We start from the raw sequence: 18,720 nt of genomic DNA, 5'->3' as shown, positions 1-18,720 counted from the left end.
GACAAAGGCTCTTTCCGGCGGTGGGGGAAAAAACTGGGGGGGGGGGGGGGGGGTTCGTCCTGTTGCGGGGGTGCAAAAAAACCGGAGGGGAGGAGGCCCGCCGTCGCGACGGCGGGCCTCTTCACTGCGCAGCCGGTCAGTCGTTGCGCAACCCGCGCTCGCGAAGCCGCGGCATCAGGTGGTCTCGCATCTGCTCGACGCCCCGGTGCGGATCGAAGAAGCACAGGGCGACCTGCCCAACCCCCGCTTCGTGCAGGCCTGCCAGCTTGTCCGCGACCGTGTCGTACGAACCGAACAGCTGGTAGCCGTGCATGCCGAGACCGAACTGCGTGTAGCGGTCCTCCCCCAAGCCCAGATACCGATCTTCGAGGTCGGCCTCGGGACCGAGTCCGGTGCGGATGATGTGGTTGCGCAGCGCTTCGCGGTCGATCTCGTCGGCCATCCAGCGGACCTTCTTCTCCGCTTCGGCGTCGGTCTCCTCCATCACCACGTAACACATCGCGCAGATCCGGATCTTGCGCCTGTACTGCGCGGCCGCATCGTGGATCTTCTCCGCCTTGGTGCGGTATTCCTCCAGGCTGCCGCCGGTGACGTTGCTCGCGATGAACATCAGATCGCATTGCCGGGCGGCGTAGTCGAACCCGATGTCCGACTGCGCCGCGCTCATCAGCAGCGGACGCGGCGACGACTTCGGCCGCGGGCTGACCTGCGCGCCGTACGCCTGGAAGTACTTGCCCTCGAAGTCGATCGGGTGGTCCGAGGTCCACAGGTATTTCAGCAGCGTGGTGAACTCGTCGGCGATCTCGTACTTCTGTTCGCGGGACGGCTTGTCGGAGATGCCGAACTGGGCGTAGTCGTTGGCGTTCGTCGACGCGACGATGTTGACGCCGAGCCGCCCGCCGGAAACGTGGTCGGTGGCTGAGGTGATCTTCGCGAGCCACAGCGGATGGACGCCGTAGCCGACGTGGAACGTCGTGAGCAGGCCCAGGCGCTCGGTGATGGCCGCGGCGGCGGCGGGCGCGGTGGCGAAGTCCAGTGCCGAGTCGTTCCAGCCGATCTCGCCGCCGAACCCGCTCCACATCCCGTACTGCAGCTGGCTGTCGAAGCCCGCCGCCTCGGCCCCTTTCAGCAGTTTCGACGCCGACGGCCATTCCCAGAAGTCGCGCAGCCGCGGCGGATCGCTCAGCACCGCCTTGGTGGCCGACAGCCCCGATCGCACGTTCCACGCGAACAGGGACAGATGCAGCGGGTGGTCGCCGGAGAGGTCGGGCTGACCGCCGGGATCGAACGGCCCGCGCAGGACCTCCGCCCTTTCGGTATCGGACTTCAGCTGTCGGATCGACTCGGGCATTTCGCCTCCTGCTTGGAGTTTCGGATGGTTCCCGGCTCAGGTGACGTGCAGGCGTTCGCAGGGAGCGACGTCCAGCCGGTGGTGCCGAAGCGGCGCGCGGCCTTGCACGTGCTCGACGAAGTAGTCCCACAGCCGCTTCTGGAAGTACGGCTCGGTCGTGTAGTGGTGGTCGCGGCCGGGCAGCGGCAGCACGTCGAAGTCCTTGTCCGCGTCGATCAGCGCCCCGATGAACCGCAGCACCCCGGACGGCTCGACCTGTTCGTCGAGGTCGCCGTAGACGATCGCCAGCTGCCCGGAAAGGCGCGCCGCGTAGGTGCTCGGCGACCATCGCGCGTAATTCGGCGCGATCTCGTCCGGGGCCCGCTTGGCCGCACGGCCGCCGCCGTAATCGGGTTTGCCGAAGTGCGGTTCGGGGACGTAAGCCGAGGACGCGCTCGGGTCGAGCGCGGGCGAGCTGGCGAAACCGACCGCGTAGAAGTCCGGTTCGAGCAGCATCGCCATCACCGTGCCGTAGCCGCCGGAGGAATGCCCGCTCACGCCGACGCGGGAAAGGTCCATCCAGGGCCGGGTGCGGGCGGCGTCTTCGATCGCGGCGCGGTGGTGCTTGATGCCGAACCGGTCCAGCTCGCCCCAGGTCGAGTCGCGGAACGCCCGCGAGCGGATCGGGGTGCCGGGGCCGTCGAGCAGGAGGACGGCGAAGCCCATCTCGGCCAGCGAGTGCAGGCCGAACATGAACATGCCGTTGAGTCCGTCGAGGAAGCTGCGCGGCTGCGCCAGCACCTGGTGGCCGCCGTAGATGCGCTCCAGGACCGGCCAGCTGTCCCGTTCGCCGAACCGACGCGGCTTGACGATCACGCCCCAGACGTCCGTCTCGCCGTCGGCAGCTTTGGCACGGAACACTTCGGGAGGCGTCCAGCCGATCTCGTCGAGTCCGCTGGTGTCGGAACGTGCCAGTTCGCAGACGTCCGCGCCGTCCGCGTCGCGGAGCATGATCACCGGCGGCCGGTCGACGCGGGAGATGTTGTCCACGAAGTACTTTCCGGACGGGGCCAGGCAAGAGCGCAGATCGGCGGACTGCCCGCTGTCCCGGGTCACAGTGCCGAACGGGACCGCCGGGAAAGCGTGGTCGGCGTCTTCCGGGGTCAGGCACTTCAATCCGGCGTTCGGTCCTGGCCCGCCCAGGTCGACGCGATACAGCGCGCGCAGATAAGGATTGCGTCCTGGTTCGACCCCGCCCGCGGTGAAGAAGACCTGGCGGCCGGCCACCCGGACGACGTCCTGGACCACCCACTCCCCGTCGGTCACCTGCCTCGTCGCCCCCGTAGCGAGATCGATCAGCCACAGATGCGGCCAGCCGGAGGCGAAGGTGAACCACAGCAGTTCGTGCCGCTCGGGCAGGTACCGGACGTTGTCGTCGTGGAACCACATGTTGTTGAACCGGAACATATGGTCGTATTCGAGATAGACGGCGCGCGACCCGCCGGTCTCCGCGTCGATCTCGACGACCGCGGCCTGGTCCTGCGCGGTCGTGGACGCCAGCGCGACGATCGTGCCGTGCCCGGTCCACCATGCGTGCCAAGGGAGAATCCGCAGTTCTCCGGGGAGCGGACCGACGCGCACGCGCGAGCCGTCCGCCACGTCGAGCAGGTACCACTCCCACCGGGAATCTTCGGCGTCGCCGCTCATTTTCCCGCGCACGTAACGCACCTTGGGCAGGATGTCGCCGTCGTGCGGGATGTTCTCGACGAACGGGTACGCGGTCACCGCGCGTTCGTCGACGCGCGGCACGAGCGCGCGGGTCCCGCCGGTGCTCCAGAAACAGCCGATCGCGCCGGGCGGACGACCGGTGCGGCCCCGGTCGATCCGGTCGTCGGATGCGTCGGGGGCCTCCGCCCAGCCGTAGTGCTCCTCGCCGTCGGTGGTCAACTGCCGTTCGCTGCCCGACGCGCTGCGGACCCACAGGTTGTGGTCCCGGACGAACAGTTCGTCGCCGGAGGGGCCGAGGAAACCGTTCGGGTCCGGGACCGGCAGTTCGGTGGTGCTGCCGTCACGGGTGTCGATCCGCAGCCGGGTGCCCTCGACGGACACGATGACGGAATCCCCGTCGTATTCGAGTGCGTCGACGGGCAACCGGGCCGGGTCCGCGCCGAGCGCCCGCGCGACCAGCTCGTGGTCGAATGCCGGACCGCGCGCGCCGGTCGCAGCGTCGACCAGCAGGAACTCGTGCCCGTCGCCGTGCTCGTGCCGGAACCAGAACCGGTCCTCCCCCGGCAGCCAGGTCGGGACGATCAGCAGGTTCGTGGCTCGCTTCAGCAGCTCGCTCGGCCACAGCTGCGCGGCCCGCTCGTAGTCTTCCGGCCCCAAAGCCTGGTTGTCCGGCCTCATCGTGTCCCTCCCCTACGCGCCGACGAAGCGCGGCTTCCGCTTCTCGCGGAACGCGGCCATCGCCTCCGCGGAGTCCCGAGTGGACTGCACTACCGCCTGCTCCGCCGCGACCATCGACAGCGAGGTGCGGAAGTCGACGTGCTCGCCGTCGCGCACCAGGCGTTTGATCGCCCGGATGGCCACCGGCGGCCCGTCCGCCAGCCGCCGGCACAGCCGCGCCGCCTCCTCGGTCAGCGCCTCCGGACTGTGCACGGACAGCACCAAGCCCAGCTCCAGTGCCTCGTCCGCCTCGACGAACCGGCCGGTCCACAACAACTCCAGCGCACGGGCCCGGCCGACGATCCGGGGCAGCAGATGTGCGCCGCCGTCGCCGGGAATCAGCCCGACGCGCACGTACGCCTCGGAGAACCTCGCACGATCGGAAGCGAGCCGGATATCGCACGCGAGCGCCATGTCCATGCCCGCTCCGACTGCGACCCCGTCGACAGCCGCGATCAGCGGTTTGTCGAGTTCCAGCGCTGCGGCGGCAACGCGGTGCACTCGCTGGGTGAGCACTTCCTGCCGCGCCAGGGTCGAACTGATCTCGGCGAAGTCGTCCAGATCGACACCCGCGCAGAACGCGCCTCCCGCTCCAGCGACCAGAACGACGCGCACCGCAGGATCGGTTCGAGCGGACTGGAGCGCTTCTGCCCAGGCGTCGAGCATCGCGAGGGTGAAGGCGTTCTTGCGGTGCGGACGGTTCAGCAGAATCGTCGCGATCCCGTCGTCCACTGTGTACTCGAGGTCGGCCATGCGGACGTCCTTTCTCCGGTCATGAGCACACGAGCGGCCACAGGCCGCGTCGCCCGGCGCCCGTCGCGAGGTCGGTGAGCAGTTCGTCCCAATGCCGGACGGACCCGAATTCCGAGCGCCACGCCAGCGCCGCGGTCGTGAACTCGTGCAGCGGATGCTCGCGGGTAGTCCCGATCGCGCCGTGTACTTGATGCGCGTTCCGCACCACAGTGGACACTGCGTGCCCGGCGCACGAACGAGCTGCGGCAACGCGGAACTCGAGCTGCGGGTCGGCCCATTCGGTCCGCACAGCCTCCGCCAACGCGGCGTCGGTAGCAGCACGCGCCAGCCCCGCTTCGGCTGCGGCGTCAACAACAAGATGCTGCACCGCTTGGAATTTCGACAGCGGACGCCCGAACTGTGTGCGTTCGCTCGCGTGCTTGACGCTCAATTCGACGATCCGATCGAGAACCGCGCACACTTGCACCGCACGCGCGAGCGCGGCGCGCAGCAGCAGGCTGTCGACCAGTTCGTCCGATGCGGACGCTCCGGGGAAAATCCCCAGATCAGCGGTTACGCGGTCGCGCGGCTCCCCGGCGAGGTTCGCGCCCCGCTCGACGGTGAGGTTGGCTACGGCGGCGTCGGTGACCCGCCATTTCCCGCCGCGCCGCCACACCAGCACCGCGCGGTCGCACTGAGAAATCCACGGGACACCGGCAGCTGTCGCGTCGTCGTCGAGCAGACAGACGGTGCGCCGCGCTCTGTCCGGCTCGATGCCGACCTCGTCCAGCAGCCAGCACGCCAGCAGGTCGTGTTCGGCCAGCGGAACCCGCACCCCGTGCCAGGCCGCGGCCCGCAGCAGTTCGGCGGCCTCCAGCCATCCCGCTCCGCTGCCGCCGGGCTCCTCGCTGCCCGTCAGCCGGACGAGACCCAGCTCGTCAAGCGCGCGCCACAGCTTCGGGTCGCCTGGCACCGGTTCGGCTTGCTCAGTCCGGTAGTCCGCGAACACCGTCGCCATCAGCTCGGTTACCGACTGGTCCACCGGGTCCACCGCAGCCATCAGCGCATCCCCAATCCCCGCGCGATCACGCCGCGCAGGATCTCGTTCGTGCCGCCACGCAGGGTGAACCCGGGGCGTTGGACCACCGCCTCTCCGGCCAGTTCGCGGAACTCCGGCGGCGAATCCGGCTCGACGAGCAGATCGGCGAACTCGGCGAGGTCGCCCTCGGTCGTGGTGCCGAGGACTTTCACCACCGCGGCCGCGGTGTCGGCCGGCTCGCCCCGCTCCAGCGCACCGGCGACGGCCAGCGACATCTGATGCAGTCCGGTCGTCCGGGCGACATACCTGCCGAGGTCGGACCGGCGCGGGACGGCACCCGCCCGCATCTGCTCGGCGGTCTCGGCCAGCAGCGGAAACGTCGACAGGAACCGTTCCGGTCCGCTGCGCTCGTACGCCAGCTCCGAGGTCACTTGCTCCCAGCCCTCGCCGATCGTGCCGAACACCAGCTCGTCCGGAACGAACACCTCGTCGAGGAACACCTCGTTGAAGTGATGTTCGCCGTTCATCGACAGGATCGGCCGGATCTCGACGCCCGGCGACCGCAGGTCCACGATGAACTGGCTGAGCCCGGCATGCCGGTGCTCCGGATCCCAGGGACTGCTGCGGGCGAGGCAGATGAACGCGTCGGCACGGTGCGCACCGGACGTCCACACCTTGGTCCCGGCAATCCGCCAGCCACCGTCCGCGCGCTCCGCCTTCGTCCGCACGCTCGCGAGATCCGAGCCGGAATCCGGCTCGCTCATCCCGATCCCGAAGAAGCACTCGCCCCGGGCGATCGCGGGCAGATAGCGACGTTTCTGTTCCTCGGTCCCGTACTTCACCAGTGAAGGAACGATCTGCCGGTCCGCGATCCAGTGCGCCGCCACCGGCGCGCCCGCGGCGAGCAGTTCCTCGGTCACCACGTACCGCTCCAGATGGCTGCGCCCGTGGCCGCCGTACTCGGGCGGGACGGTCATCCCGAGCCAGCCCTCGGCCGCCAGGGCACGGGTGAACTCCTCGTCCCAGCCGGTCAGCCACGAATCGACGCGCCGGGGCCCATCCGGCCGCGCGGCGAGGAACTCCCTGACCTCGGCGCGCAGGTCCTGCCAGGAGTCGCCGTCTCCGGACGGCGGGGGCACCAGCCTGGGCAGGGTCATGAGCACCGTCCTGTTCGACGCGGCGGACTTGAACAATCCGACTAGTTGGTATTTAAGGTAGCGATGAGAGTCCTTCCCGTCAACCACAAGGGAAACCGCCCGCGCGACCGGGCCTTCAGGCGCGCTTCTTGCCCTTCGGCAACGACCCCTTGCGCAGGCCGTCGACGACGATCTCGCCGAAGGCCTCGCCGATCTGCCGGGGCGTCATCGCACCGCGCGGGTCGAGCCAGGTGTGCGCCCACGCCGCCACGCCGATGACCGCGAACGCGAGCACCCGGGGGGTGGCGACCGGCTTGAACGCGCCCGCCTCGATCCCCTGCTCGATCACCTGCGTGACGAGTTGTTCGAACTCGTTGCGCTTGCGCCCGATCGAGGCGAAAGTCTTGCTGGACAGGAACCGGTGCTCCTGCATGAAAATGGAGATCTCGGACCGGTAGATGCTGATCGGCTCGATCAGCACGTCGGTCATGATCCGGCGCAGCACCTCGTCCGGCTCGCCGCCCTCGTCCAGCACCGAGTGCAGCCGCTTGAGCTGGAAATCGATGAACTGGTCGTGGATTTCGTGCAGGACGTCTTCTTTGGTCTCGTAATGGTAGTAGAACGCGCCTTTGGTGAGCCGCGCTTCGTCGACGATCTTCTGCACGGAAGTGGCGTGGAAACCGTCCCGTTCGAACAGCTTCAGCGAGGCGTCGACGAGCGCTTTCCGGGTGGCCTCCGGGTCACGGGGCGCCCTGGTCCGGCTCTGTGCGGCTGCGCGCTTCCCGGTGCGCGCCTGGGCGGCGGCCATCCCGTGCTCCTCATCTGGCCAACCCGTGCGGGTTGTGGATACCGACCGTTCAGACTGTAGCAGACGGTAACCTCTGACCAGGGCATCCAGGGGCGCGCGTGCCGGGTCTCCAGCTCAGCCGAACACTGCCTGTGCCTCGTCGCGGACCGGCTCCTCCGCGTACCTGACCCCGATGTCGCCGCCGACATCGTGCGCCTTCAGCGCGGGCAGCACCTCCCGGGTGATCAGGTCGAAGTTCGCATCCGCGACCTCTGCCGGCATCCCGCCGTAAGCCGGGACGAGGAGAACCGCGCCCGCATCGAGAAACTCGACGTAGCCGAGCAGCTTTTCGACCACCTGCTCCGGCGTTCCCCAGACCTGGAGGTCGGCGAGGAACCCGCTGAACTTGTCGATGCCGTGCCGGGCGATGTTGCGGCTGAGGCCCGCGTAGTACTCGTAGCCCTCGATCTCCGCGAAACCCACATTGTCGAACTCGTAGTGCTCGACCGTGGAGAGGGCGTACCGCTGCAGGTACACGTCGCGCAGTTCTTGCGCTTCCCGCTCGGTCGCCGCTGCTCCGACGAACACGCAGATGACGGGTTTAGGCGCCTCGCGGCCGTTGATCTCGTAGAACCGCTTGCGGTAGGCGGTCAGCTCCGCCCGCACGGTTTCCCACGGCTTCTGCGCGATGACCATCAGGCCGATGCCCAGCCGCGCCATCAGGTCGATCGACTCCGGCGACACCGCCGAGGCGAACGTGCGGCCGCGGAACGACCCGCGCGGTTCCGGCCGGATCTCCACCCGCGGCTGCGTGTAGACCTCTCCCCCGTACTCCAGGACGCCGGTCTCCAGCGCGCTCGTGATCGCCTCGGTGTACTCGGTGAACAGCTTCCGCGACTTGCCCATCTCCACCTGGAAACCGTCGAATTCCGCCCGGCCGAGGCCGCGGCCGATGCCCAGCAGCGACCGGCCGCCGGAAAGGTGGTCCAGCATGGTGAAGCTCTCCACGATGCGGATCGGGTCGTGCCACGGCAGCACCGACACCATCGTACCGAGCCGCAGCCTGCTGGTCTGCCCCGCGACCCAGGACAGGAACTGCGGGACGTTCGGCGTCAGCTGGTAGTCGGTGAAGTGGTGTTCCGGCGTCCACACCGAGTCGAAGCCCAGCTCCTCGGCCCTGGCGGCGTAGCGCAGCTCGTGCGCGTAGACGTCGCCGTCGCCGCGCTGCCGCTCCAGGTTCTGGAAGACCAGGGTCAGTCCCGTGTGCATCTCGACTCCCTTAGATTCCAACTAGTTGGTATGTGAAGCATACGGTCGTCCGCGAACGGGCGTCAACGATTCGATCACTCCGTGGACAGCATTGCTCCATCACGTTGACACACAAGCCTTTCTTCGGTTTCGCGCACGCACCGCCCGCAGAACTCGGGCGAGCCAGCTCACTTCCCCTTCTTCCAACCAATCGGTATGTTGGCCTGACGAAGCCACTCCGGAAGAGAGGCGAAAACCGTTGCCGCAAGCCGTCGTCGTCGACGCTGTCCGCTCCCCGATGGGCCGGGGGAAGGCCTCCGGCGCGCTCGCCGGGCTGCACCCTGCCGACCTGCTCGGGCATGTGCTCTCCGCACTGGCCGAGCGCAATCGCCTCGACCCGCGCGAGATCGACGACGTGCTCGTCGGCTGCGTGACCCTGTCCGGAGAACAAGCCGGAACGCCCGGCAGGCAGGCCGTGCTCGCGGCGGGCTGGCCGGTCGAGGTGCCCGCTGTGTCGATCGAACGCAAATGCGGTTCCGGGCAGCAAGCGGTTGAGTTCGCCGCTGCCGGTGTCGCCGCGGGGCTCTACGACGTAGTGATCGCCGGCGGGGTCGAATCGATGAGCCGGGTGCCGATCGGTTCGAACCGGCAGGACGCGGACCCGCACGGGCCCGCTGTGCGCGAGCGGTTCCCGGAACTCGTGCCGCAAGGCGTCGCCGCCGAGCTGGTCGCCTCGAAATGGGGCCTGTCCCGCGCGGAACAGGACGAGTACGCGGTCCGGTCGCACGCTCGCGCCGCGGAAGCCGCGGCCGGCGGTGCGTTCGACGGGGAGATCGTGCCGGTCGAGGCATCCGGTTCGGTGGTGGACCGCGACGAATCGATCCGCGCGGGCACGACGGCCGAACGGCTCGCCGCCCTCTCCCCCGCGTTCCGCACCGCCGAACTGGCAGAACGCTTCCCGCACGTCGAATGGTCGGTCACGGCGGGCAACTCGTCGCAGATCACCGACGGCGCGGCCGCGCTGCTGGTGATGAGCGAGGAGAAGGCAGCCGTGCTCGGGCTGCGGCCGCGGGCTCGCATCGTGGCGTCAGCAGTGTGCGGCTCCGACCCGGAGCTGATGCTCACCGGTCCGATTCCCGCGACGCACCGGGTGCTCGGCCGGGCAGGCCTCACACTGGACGACATCGACGCGTACGAGGTCAACGAGGCGTTCGCGGCGGTTCCGCTGGCCTGGCATCGCGAATTCCCGGTGCCAGAGGAGAAACTCAACCCGCGCGGCGGAGCGATCGCGCTCGGGCATCCGCTCGGCGCGTCCGGCGCCCGGCTCATGACCACCATGCTCGCCCACCTCGAAGCGACCGGCGGCCGGTTCGGCCTCCAGACGATGTGCGAGGCGGGCGGCATGGCGAACGCGACTGTCCTCGAACGGCTCGGCTGAAGGGAACGCCATGGAACTCGCCACAGCGTCCGCGCTCGTCACCGGAGGTGCTTCGGGACTCGGCCGGGCCGCCGCACGGCAACTGGCCGAACGCGGCGCGGAAGTCGTGATCCTCGACCGGCCCGCGTCGCGCGGCGCGGAAGTGGCCGCCGAGATCGGGCCGAACGTGCGGTTCGCTCCCGCCGACGTCCGCGATCCCGAGGCGGTCGGAACCGCTCTCGACCTGGCCGAGCAGCGCGCGCCGCTGCGAGCGGTCGTCCACTGCGCGGGCAAGGGCGCGACGGTGCGGGTCGTCGAAAAGGACGGCAGCCCCGGGTCGCTCGCGGACTACGAGGAAATCGTCCAGGTGAACCTGATCGGGACGTTCAACGTGCTGCGCCTAGCCGCGGCCCGGATGGCCCGGAACGAACCCGTCGAGGGCGAACGGGGCGTCTGCGTGCTGACCGCTTCCGTCGCCGCCTGGGAAGGGCAGATCGGCCAGATTCCCTATGCCTCGGCCAAAGCAGGCGTGGTCGGCATGACGCTCGTAGCGGCGCGGGACCTCGCCCGGAAGCTGGTGCGGGTCTGCTCGATCGCGCCGGGCATCTTCGACACGCCGATCTTCGACCGGCACGGCCCGGAGGTCCGCGACAAGCTCGCCGCGACCGTGCCGCATCCGGCCCGCCTCGGCCGCCCGGGGGAATTCGCCAGTCTCGCGCTGGCGATCGTCGACAACCCGATGCTGAACGGCGAGACGATCCGGCTCGACGGCGCGATCCGGATGGCCCCGCGATGACCGGCGTGCGCACCGAAACCGCGGGCGGCGTCCTCGTCGTCACCATCGACCGGCCGCACGCCCGCAACGCGATCGACCTGCCCGCCGCCGAAGCGATCGCCGCGGCGATGACCGAATTGGACAGTCGCGCCGACTTGACCGCCGCCGTCCTCACCGGCGCGGGCGGCACGTTCAGCGCGGGCATGGATCTCAAAGCGTTCCTCGCCGGCGAACGGCCGATTGTGCCGGAGCGCGGATTCGCCGGGATCGTCGAGGCGCCGCCGGAAAAGCCGATCATCGCCGCGGTCGAGGGCTACGCCCTCGCTGGCGGATTCGAGATCGCCTTGGCCTGCGATCTTCTCGTCGCGTCCCGTACCGCGGTCTTCGGCCTGCCCGAGGTGAAGCGCGGCCTCGTAGCCGCGGGCGGCGGACTCCTCCGGCTGCCGCACCGCGTCCCGCAGGCGCTGGCGCTCGAATGGGCGCTCACCGGCGCGCATGTTCCGGCCGAACGCGCCGCAGAAGCCGGTTTGGTCAACCGGCTCACCGAGCCCGGCCAGGCCGCCGCCACCGCACTCGAACTGGCGCAGGCAATCGCCGCGAACGCCCCGCTGGCCGTCCGCGCGACGAAACAGATCATGACCCGCGCCAGGGACTGGCCGACGGCAGAAAGGTTCCCGCGCTCTCGCGAAATCTCTGTGCCGGTAAGGGAATCCCGCGACGCGCAGGAAGGCACCCGGGCATTCGCCGAGAAACGCGAACCAGCGTGGGAAGGCCGCTGAGTTACCGGCCTGAGGTCAGTCGCTCGGCGGACCGCGCGTCCAGCACCGCGAGCAAACGCGGGAGAACCCGGGCGAACGGGGCGAACAGGTCCATCCGGCGCGCGTCGTCCACCGGCGCCCACACGTGCGCGTCATGTTCGTCGGACAACGTCTCCGAATAGTCGGGTGTCTCGGCGCATTCGGCGAGAATGGTGGTGTAGCTCCATTCCCCCGGCACCACGTCGTCCACGTACCGCGCGAGCGGCCGCCACGCATCCGGCAGGCGGCCCATCTCCTCGGCGAATTCCCGCACCGCGGCCTCGGCCGCCGTCTCTCCCGCCAGCAGTGCGCCGCCCGGGATCGACCATTCGCCGCGGCCGCCGTGCACCCAGCCGGCCCGCCGCACCAGCAGAGCCCGGCGCGGCGGCCGGGTCACGAGCAGTATTCCCGCCGCGCCGTACCGCCCCCAGTGTCGCCGACCGTCGGCGGCCACGAACCATTCGTCCGACACGGCCGCGCTCCCCTACGCGACGTTGTCCGCGGCAGCGAGGCTTTCCACCGGAATCCGGCCGAGCACGGACAACCCGCAGTCCGCGAGCCCGGTCATGTCGGCTGGATCCTCAGTGAGCACCCGCAGCGACCGCACTCCGAGGTCGGCCAGCAGGTGCGCGCACGCGGGGTAGTCCCGGGCCGCCAGCTTCGCTTCCACTGTGTCCACCCCGGAATCCTGCAGCTCGTACCTCCGAAGCTTGTCGAGCAGACTGACTTCCCGGTGCTCGCGGAGGTACACCACCACACCCCGACCGGCTTGCGAGACAGTGCGCAGGGCCGTCTGCAGCTGCGTCGCGCAAGCGCAGCGCACCGAAGAGAACACGTCCCCGGTGAGACACTCCGAATGCACCCGGACCAGCACGTCCTCGCCGTCGCCGAGGTCTCCGAACACCAGCGCGAGGTGCTCTCGCCCGTCCCGCGGCGAGAGATAGCCGACCGCCCGGAACGTCCCGAAGGCCGTCGGCAGCCGGGTGTCCGCGGCGCGTTCGACCTGAGATTCGGTGCGGCGCAGGTGCGCGACGAGGTCGGCGATCGAGATCATCGCGAGCCCGTGCTCGTCGGCGAACCGCCGGCACTCCGGCGCGCGCATCATGGTGCCGTCGTCGTTGACCAGCTCGCACAACGCTCCGGCCGACCGCAGCCCGGCGAGCCGGGCCAGCTCGACCGCGGCCTCGGTGTGCCCGGCTCGCTGCAGCACTCCCCCGGCCACCGCGCGCAACGGAACGACGTGCCCCGGACGGCTCAGGTCCTCGGGAACAGTCGCCGGATCGGCGAGCATCCGGATCGTGCGCGCGCGGTCCCGAGCGGAAATGCCTGTGGTCACCCCGGTTTTCGCATCGACCGTGACCGCGTACGCGGTGCCTCGAGGGTCCTGGTTGACGGGAGTCATCGGCGGGAGCCCGAGCCGGTCCAGATCTGCGCCGGGCAGCGCGGCACACACAAAGCCCGACGTGTAGCGGACGGTGAAGTGCAGCAGTTCCGGAGTTGCCGCCTCGGCCGCGAAGACCAGGTCGCCTTCGTTCTCCCGCCCCTCGTCGTCCAGAACCACCACCGGCCGCCCAGCCCGGATCGCCGCGATCGCCGTAGGCACCGGATCGAAACCGACCCCGCGCCCGGAAGGGAATGCGTCGGCCATGCCCGTGCCTCCGTTCGCTCTGGGGCGGATATCGCTCCCCGCCCTTGCTAATACCGACCGGTTAGTATGAACATAACACGGTGGTCCCCTCCGGTCGACCGCCCGCCATTCCTCGAAGGAGCATCAGCACATGGGCAAATGGTTCGAAGATCTCCCCGTCGGATACGCGTTCGAAACCCCGGCGCGCACCGTCACCGAAGCCGACGTGGTCGCGTTCTCGGGCCTGTCCTGGGACGTGCATGCCCTGCACACCGACGCCGAACACGCACGCACGACGCCGTTCGGCTCTCGCATCGCGCACGGCGCCCTGGTGCTGTCGATGGCCGTGGGCCTGCGCGCGCGGACCGGGTACTTCGACGACACCCTGGTGGCGTTCCTGGAAATCCGCTCTTGGCAGTTCCTCGCGCCGGTCCGCCTGGGCGACACCATCCGCGTCCGCAACGAGGTCACCGAAGCCCGCCGCACCTCCAACCCGGGCCGGGGCGTGGTGGTGCAGCGGGTGGAGGTGGTGAACCAGGAACACACGGTGGTGCAGGCCGGGGAAATGGTGTCGCTGACGCGCTGCCGTCCGGAGTAGCCAGGCCGCAGCCGCGGGAAAGCCGATCGGCTCAGCCGCCGAGAGGGCCGTCGACGAAGACGTCCAAGCGCAGTTCCGTGTCTCCGGGGACGACGCGGTACTGGTGGAAGTCAGTGGTTCCGCGCGCGGCGAGGAGTTCGTCGTCCAGGAAGAAGTTGCCGGTCGTTTCGCGGGCGGGCGAGGTGAGGATCGCGTAAGCGGCGTCGGCCATGATGGCGGGGGTGCGGGACTTCTCGATTGTCTCGGCACCGCCGAGGAGGTTTCGCACAGCAGCGCTCGCGATAGTGGTGCGCGGCCAGAGCGAGTTCACCCCGATGCCCTCCTCGCGCAATTCCTCGGCCAGGCCCAGCGTCGTGAGGGACATTCCGTACTTCGCGATGGTGTAAGCGAGGCTTCGGCCCGCCCATGCCGGATTCAGGTTGAGCGGCGGGGACAGAGTCAGGATGTGCGGGTCGCGACCGGCCGCGGCTGATTTTCGCAGGGCGGGCAGGCACATCTTGGACAGCAGAAGACTCCCCCGGCAGTTGATGTCCTGCATGAGGTCGTACTTCTTCATCGTGATCTCGTCCGTGCCGGACAGGTCGATGGCAGACGCGTTGTTGACCACCAGGTCGACACCGCCGAAACGCGCCAGCGTCTGCTCGACGGCATAGGCCACCTGCTCGTCGTCCCTGATGTCGCCGACGATCTTCAACGCCTTGCCGCCCGCCCGTTCGATCTGCGCGGCCGCGGTGTGAATCGTGCCAGGCAAGGAAGGGTGCGGATGATCGGTCTTCGCGATGAGCGTGACATTCGCCCCGTCCGAGGCGGCTCGTTCGGCGATCGCGAGACCGATCCCGCGGCTTCCGCCGGACATGATCATCGTGCGGCCGGAGAGTCGTGCGGTCATCAGAACTCCTCACTCCACGAGCGGTGCGGGATCGAGACTGTCGCCTGCGGAGCGTGTGCAGGCGTCTCAAAGTGAGACGCCTGCCGGCATCCGGCACCGGATTACCGTGGGCGTCCCGAATGGACGGGGGTGCGATGAATCCGTTGTCAGTGGCGGCGAACCTCGGCAAACGCCTCGGCGGCGCGGCCGGCGAGACGGTCGGCCGCATCAGACGCGCTGAAGCGACCGCACGCAATTTCGCGGAGTACGCGCGGCACGGCGGCCTGCGCGTCGACGAGGAGTCGGCGCCCTACGAAGTCGTCGGGGGCGACCGGATGTACCGGTTGCGCCGTTATTTCCCCGCCGGTCCTCCCGGAGACTTGCCGCCGCTGGTCCTGGTCCCACCGCTCATGATGGCCGCCGAGGTGTACGACGTCGCGCCGCGGTCCAGCTCCGTCCGCGCCGCGCACGAGAACGGGGTCGATGTGTGGCTGGTCGACTTCGGCCGGCCGGAGGACGAGCCAGGCGGGCACGAGCGGACCATGGCCGACCACGTTCTCGCAGTCGTGGACGCGGTCGACCGGACGCGCCAGGCGACTGGACGCGACGTCGTGCTCGGCGGCTACTCCCAGGGCGGGATGTTCTCCTACGAGGCGGCCGCCTACCGGCGCTGCGAGGGCATCGACTCGGTCATCGCGTTCGGCGCCCCGCTGGACTTCTCGGCCGCCCCGCTGCCCATTCCGATCTCCCTGGAGTCCTACACGCACCTGGCTCAGGCCTTGCTCGACAGCAAGGTACTCGACCACATTTCGTTGCCCGGCTGGTTCAACAAAAGCTGGACCCGGCTGCTCGATCCGGTCGCGACGGTCCGGGGCCGGCTGCGGTACCTGAGTCAGCTGCACGATCGGGAAAAGCTCCTCCCCGGCGAGCAGCAACGGGTCTTCCTCGATTCGAAGGGCTGGACGGCCTGGTCCGGCCCGGCGGTCCGGGATTTTCTCCAGCAGGCCGTGATCCGCAACCAGTTCCTCGACGGCGGGCTTGTCATCGGCGACCGCACGGTGACGCTCGCGGACATAGAATGCCCGGTCCTCATCGCGGTCGGCGAGGCCGACCGCGAAGGGCACCCGCACTCGGTGCGCAGCATCGTCCGGGCCGCGCCGCGCGCTGAGGTCTACGAGCTGACCTTGACCAGCGGCCACTTCGGGATCGTCGCCGGCTCCGGTGCCCGCAAGCGGACCTGGCCCCAGGTCGCCCGGTGGATCCGGTGGCGCGCCGGAGCGGACGCGCACCCACCGGACGGGATCATCCCCGCGGGGCAGGTCGAATCGACCCGGGCCTGGACGCCGAGCGTCCTGTCCCGTCGCGTGCAGTCCGGCGTCGACCTCGGAGTGGGGCTCTCGCACGGCGCGTTTCGCACCGTGTCCACGGCCACCAGCCTCCTGAAATCAGTCGCGCAGGAGCGCGGCGCGCAACTGCCGCTCCTGAACCGGCTGGACGGGCTCCGCCCGGCGACGGAGATCTCGCTGGGTCTGCTGCTCCACGAATCCGCGCAGCGCGACCCGGACGGCATCGTGCTGTTGTGGGGAGACCGGGTCGTGCGCGCCCGCGAACTCGCCAACCGAGTGGACAGCGTCGTCAAGGGACTGATCAGCCTGGGCGTGCGTCAGGGCGACCGGGTGGCAGTGCTGATGAGCCCCCGGCCGTCCGGCCTCAGCGCCATCGCTGCGATCAGCCGGCTGGGCGCGACGGCCGTCCTCCTCCGTCCGGACGGAGATCTCGCAGCCGAAGTCGCCGCGAGCGCGCCGCACTGGCTGATCTCCGATCCGGAACAAGCGCTGCCCGACCCGATCCCCGGGGCGACCTGGTGTGTACTCGGCGGCGGTGCCACGCCGCGCACGTTGCCGGCGCACGTCGTCGACATGGAGCGGATCGACCCGGACGACGTCGAACTGCCCGCGTGGTACCGGCCGAACCCGCGCCGCGGCTCCGACATCGCGTTCATCCTGTTCACTGGAACGCGCGGCCGGACCCGGGCCAGGCAGATCAGCAACCGGCGCTGGGCGCTGGGCGCGTTGGGAACCGCAAGCGCGGCGGCGCTCAAACGCAGCGACACCGTGTACTCGGCGACTCCGCTGCATCATCCCTCCGCATTGCTGATGGCGGTCGGCGCGGCGATCGCGTCCGGGGCTCGCCTGGCGCTTCCCGGCGGAACCGATCCGGACACTTTTTGGGAGGAAGTCCGCCGCTACGGTGCCACCCACGTTTCCTACACCTGGACCTCGCTGCGCGCGATCGCCGACGGGCCCGCCCATCCCCATGAGCGGCACCACTCGATCCGTCTGTTCATCGGATCCGGGATGCCTCCGAACCTGTGGCGCCGCGTCACCGCGCGGTTCGCACCCGCCAAGGTGCTCGAGTTCTATGCGTCGCCGGACGGCGAAGCCATCCTCGCCAACGTCGGCACCACGAAGATCGGCGCGGTCGGACGGCCGCTGCCCGGCACCGCGGAAGTGAGGGTGGCAGCCTACGACGCGGAAACGCGTCAGCTGGCGTATGGCCCGGACGGGCTCGGCCGCGAATGCCGGACCGGAGAGGCGGGCCTGTTGCTCGCCCGCGGCGGCGACCGGGCGCTGCGCGGTGTTTTCGCCCCAGACGACGTCTGGCAGTCGACGGGAGACCTGTTCACCCGTGACGCCGACGGCGACTTGTGGCTGCTCGACCCGGTCGACGCATTGATCCGTGCCCGGGACGGGGTGGTCGCCCCTGCCGCGATCCGCATCGCACTCGGGCGGATCGACGCGGTGGACCTCGCCCTCGCCTACGGGACTCCTGACGGCGACCGCGAACGGGTCACCGCCGCGGTGTCCCTTCTGCCGGGCAGAACGCTCACGGCGGAAGACCTCGACGCCGCGGTGCGCCGCCTGCCTCGCCCGGAATGGCCGCTGACAGTCCTCGTCTTCGCCGAGATCCCGGTCGGAGCCTCGTCCCGGCCGCTGGCCGGTCCCCTCCGCGCGGCTGAGCCGCTCGAGACCTGGCAGCTCGGTCCGGAGCGGGATGGATACCGCCGCCGATGACGCTCGAACGCCACCTCGTGATCGACGGGCTGCGCATCCGGGTGTGGCACCGGCCAGGCCCGACGGCGCCGCCGCTCCTCCTCGTCCAGGGCATCGGCGGCGCCGTGGAAAGCTGGGCGCCGTTGGCCGAACGTCTGCCGGACCGCGACTTGATCATGATCGACAATCCCGGATCCGGCGGTTCCGACCGGCCGCCGATGCCGATCGGCATCGGCGCGATCGCCGATCTGCTCGTCGCCGCCGCCCACCGGATCGGCGTGGCGCACGCTGATGTCCTGGGGTTCTCGTTCGGCGGGCTCGTCGCACAGGAGATCGCGCGACGGCATCCGCGGTTCGTCCGGCGACTCGTGCTCTGCGGGACCACGTTCGGGTTCGGAGCGGTGCCGCCCGGCCCCTCCGTGCTGCGCGCGTTGTTGTCCACCCGGTGCCACCGGGACACCGCAGCGGCTGAGCGCGATCTGGCCTTGCTCGCCGGCGGCCGCACCGCGCGCGACCCGCAGGTGCGCAGGCAGATTGTCGATGCGCGCGCCGTCCAGCCGCCGGACCCGGCCGGCTACCGCTTCCAGATGTTCGCGGCTCTCTGCTGGTCGAGCTTCTGGTGGCTGCCCTCCATGCGAGTGCCGACGCTTGTCCTGCACGGCGACTGCGACCCGGTCGTGCCGGTCCTCAACGGGCGCTGGCTCGCGAGCCGCCTCGCCGACGCGCGGCTGGAGATCCTGGCCGGAACGGGACACTTGCTTCTGTTCGACGAACCGGAGCGCGCAACGCCGCTGATCGAGCAGTTCCTCCGAGGTGTCTCAGAATGAGACGCTGCCGCCCGCTTGGCCGGCGAGTACCGTCGAGCGAG

16 protein-coding genes are annotated in these 18,720 nt (G+C 69.7%); 6 read left to right on the top strand and 10 right to left on the bottom strand.

Annotation, left to right across the window (positions count from 1 at the left end; genetic code table 11):
* Nucleotides 1-136 precede the first annotated feature (136 nt).
* The 7 genes from ACZ7OI_RS38210 to ACZ7OI_RS38180 all read right to left on the bottom strand — a co-directional run bounded on the left by ACZ7OI_RS38210 (nucleotide 137) and on the right by ACZ7OI_RS38180 (nucleotide 8,738).
* Nucleotides 137-1,351: an LLM class flavin-dependent oxidoreductase gene (locus ACZ7OI_RS38210; RefSeq protein WP_470268988.1), complete on the bottom strand. Its 1,215-nt coding sequence runs from the start codon at nucleotides 1,349-1,351 to the stop codon at nucleotides 137-139.
* 36 nt (nucleotides 1,352-1,387) lie between these two features.
* The gene (locus tag ACZ7OI_RS38205) at nucleotides 1,388-3,736 is read right to left on the bottom strand and encodes a S9 family peptidase (protein ID WP_470268987.1); all 2,349 of its coding nucleotides are present in this window, start codon (nucleotides 3,734-3,736) and stop codon (nucleotides 1,388-1,390) included.
* A gap of 12 nt (nucleotides 3,737-3,748) precedes the next feature.
* Nucleotides 3,749-4,528 (bottom strand): enoyl-CoA hydratase/isomerase family protein, encoded by a 780-nt coding sequence (locus ACZ7OI_RS38200; protein ID WP_470268986.1) that lies wholly within the window; start codon nucleotides 4,526-4,528, stop codon nucleotides 3,749-3,751.
* 19 nt (nucleotides 4,529-4,547) lie between these two features.
* Nucleotides 4,548-5,567 carry an acyl-CoA dehydrogenase family protein gene (locus tag ACZ7OI_RS38195; protein WP_470268985.1) on the bottom strand — a complete coding sequence of 340 codons (1,020 nt, stop codon included), beginning with the start codon at nucleotides 5,565-5,567 and terminating at the stop codon, nucleotides 4,548-4,550.
* Nucleotides 5,567-6,703: an acyl-CoA dehydrogenase family protein gene (locus ACZ7OI_RS38190; protein WP_470268984.1), complete on the bottom strand. Its 1,137-nt coding sequence runs from the start codon at nucleotides 6,701-6,703 to the stop codon at nucleotides 5,567-5,569. The genes ACZ7OI_RS38195 and ACZ7OI_RS38190 overlap by 1 nt, the downstream gene beginning before the upstream one ends.
* A 115-nt stretch (nucleotides 6,704-6,818) precedes the next feature.
* Entirely contained in the window at nucleotides 6,819-7,490 is a 672-nt protein-coding gene (locus tag ACZ7OI_RS38185; protein WP_470268983.1) for a TetR/AcrR family transcriptional regulator, read from the bottom strand.
* A gap of 114 nt (nucleotides 7,491-7,604) precedes the next feature.
* Nucleotides 7,605-8,738, bottom strand: coding sequence for an LLM class flavin-dependent oxidoreductase (locus ACZ7OI_RS38180; RefSeq protein ID WP_470268982.1), 1,134 nt, complete (start codon nucleotides 8,736-8,738; stop codon nucleotides 7,605-7,607).
* 238 nt (nucleotides 8,739-8,976) lie between these two features.
* Between ACZ7OI_RS38180 and ACZ7OI_RS38175 the strand changes: the two genes are divergently transcribed.
* From ACZ7OI_RS38175 to ACZ7OI_RS38165, 3 genes are read left to right on the top strand one after another with little or no spacing between them, the layout of a single operon-like run.
* Nucleotides 8,977-10,155, top strand: a complete 1,179-nt coding sequence (locus ACZ7OI_RS38175; RefSeq protein WP_470268981.1) for a thiolase family protein — start codon at nucleotides 8,977-8,979, stop codon at nucleotides 10,153-10,155.
* 10 nt (nucleotides 10,156-10,165) lie between these two features.
* A complete protein-coding gene (locus ACZ7OI_RS38170) occupies nucleotides 10,166-10,930 on the top strand; it encodes an SDR family NAD(P)-dependent oxidoreductase (RefSeq protein ID WP_470268980.1) in 765 nt (254 codons plus the stop codon).
* On the top strand, nucleotides 10,927-11,688 hold the full coding sequence (locus tag ACZ7OI_RS38165; RefSeq protein WP_470268979.1) for a crotonase/enoyl-CoA hydratase family protein: 762 nt from the start codon (nucleotides 10,927-10,929) through the stop codon (nucleotides 11,686-11,688). The genes ACZ7OI_RS38170 and ACZ7OI_RS38165 overlap by 4 nt, the downstream gene beginning before the upstream one ends.
* Nucleotide 11,689: 1 nt before the next feature.
* Here ACZ7OI_RS38165 and ACZ7OI_RS38160 read toward each other — a convergent pair whose 3' ends face one another.
* Nucleotides 11,690-12,178 carry an NUDIX domain-containing protein gene (locus ACZ7OI_RS38160; RefSeq protein ID WP_470268978.1) on the bottom strand — a complete coding sequence of 163 codons (489 nt, stop codon included), beginning with the start codon at nucleotides 12,176-12,178 and terminating at the stop codon, nucleotides 11,690-11,692.
* Between the two features lie 12 nt (nucleotides 12,179-12,190).
* Nucleotides 12,191-13,354, bottom strand: coding sequence for a 3,4-dihydroxy-2-butanone-4-phosphate synthase (gene ribB, locus ACZ7OI_RS38155; RefSeq protein WP_470268977.1), 1,164 nt, complete (start codon nucleotides 13,352-13,354; stop codon nucleotides 12,191-12,193).
* Between the two features lie 130 nt (nucleotides 13,355-13,484).
* Here ribB and ACZ7OI_RS38150 point away from each other — a divergent pair, with 130 nt between their 5' ends.
* Nucleotides 13,485-13,931: a MaoC/PaaZ C-terminal domain-containing protein gene (locus ACZ7OI_RS38150; protein WP_470268976.1), complete on the top strand. Its 447-nt coding sequence runs from the start codon at nucleotides 13,485-13,487 to the stop codon at nucleotides 13,929-13,931.
* Between the two features lie 31 nt (nucleotides 13,932-13,962).
* Here ACZ7OI_RS38150 and ACZ7OI_RS38145 read toward each other — a convergent pair whose 3' ends face one another.
* On the bottom strand, nucleotides 13,963-14,820 hold the full coding sequence (locus tag ACZ7OI_RS38145) for an SDR family oxidoreductase (RefSeq protein WP_470268975.1): 858 nt from the start codon (nucleotides 14,818-14,820) through the stop codon (nucleotides 13,963-13,965).
* A gap of 134 nt (nucleotides 14,821-14,954) precedes the next feature.
* On the opposite strand from ACZ7OI_RS38145, the gene ACZ7OI_RS38140 reads away from it, so the two are divergent.
* Both ACZ7OI_RS38140 and ACZ7OI_RS38135 read left to right on the top strand, forming a co-directional pair.
* Nucleotides 14,955-17,873: an AMP-binding protein gene (locus tag ACZ7OI_RS38140; RefSeq protein ID WP_470268974.1), complete on the top strand. Its 2,919-nt coding sequence runs from the start codon at nucleotides 14,955-14,957 to the stop codon at nucleotides 17,871-17,873.
* Nucleotides 17,870-18,679 carry an alpha/beta fold hydrolase gene (locus tag ACZ7OI_RS38135; protein ID WP_470268973.1) on the top strand — a complete coding sequence of 270 codons (810 nt, stop codon included), beginning with the start codon at nucleotides 17,870-17,872 and terminating at the stop codon, nucleotides 18,677-18,679. Before ACZ7OI_RS38140 ends, ACZ7OI_RS38135 begins: the two co-directional genes overlap by 4 nt.
* The last annotated feature ends 41 nt before the right edge of the window (nucleotides 18,680-18,720 follow it).

It is taken from the genome of Amycolatopsis sp. NPDC114503, assembly GCF_055633655.1.
Note: the sequence above shows the minus strand (reverse complement) of the source record. Positions and strands in the feature narration are given on the sequence as shown.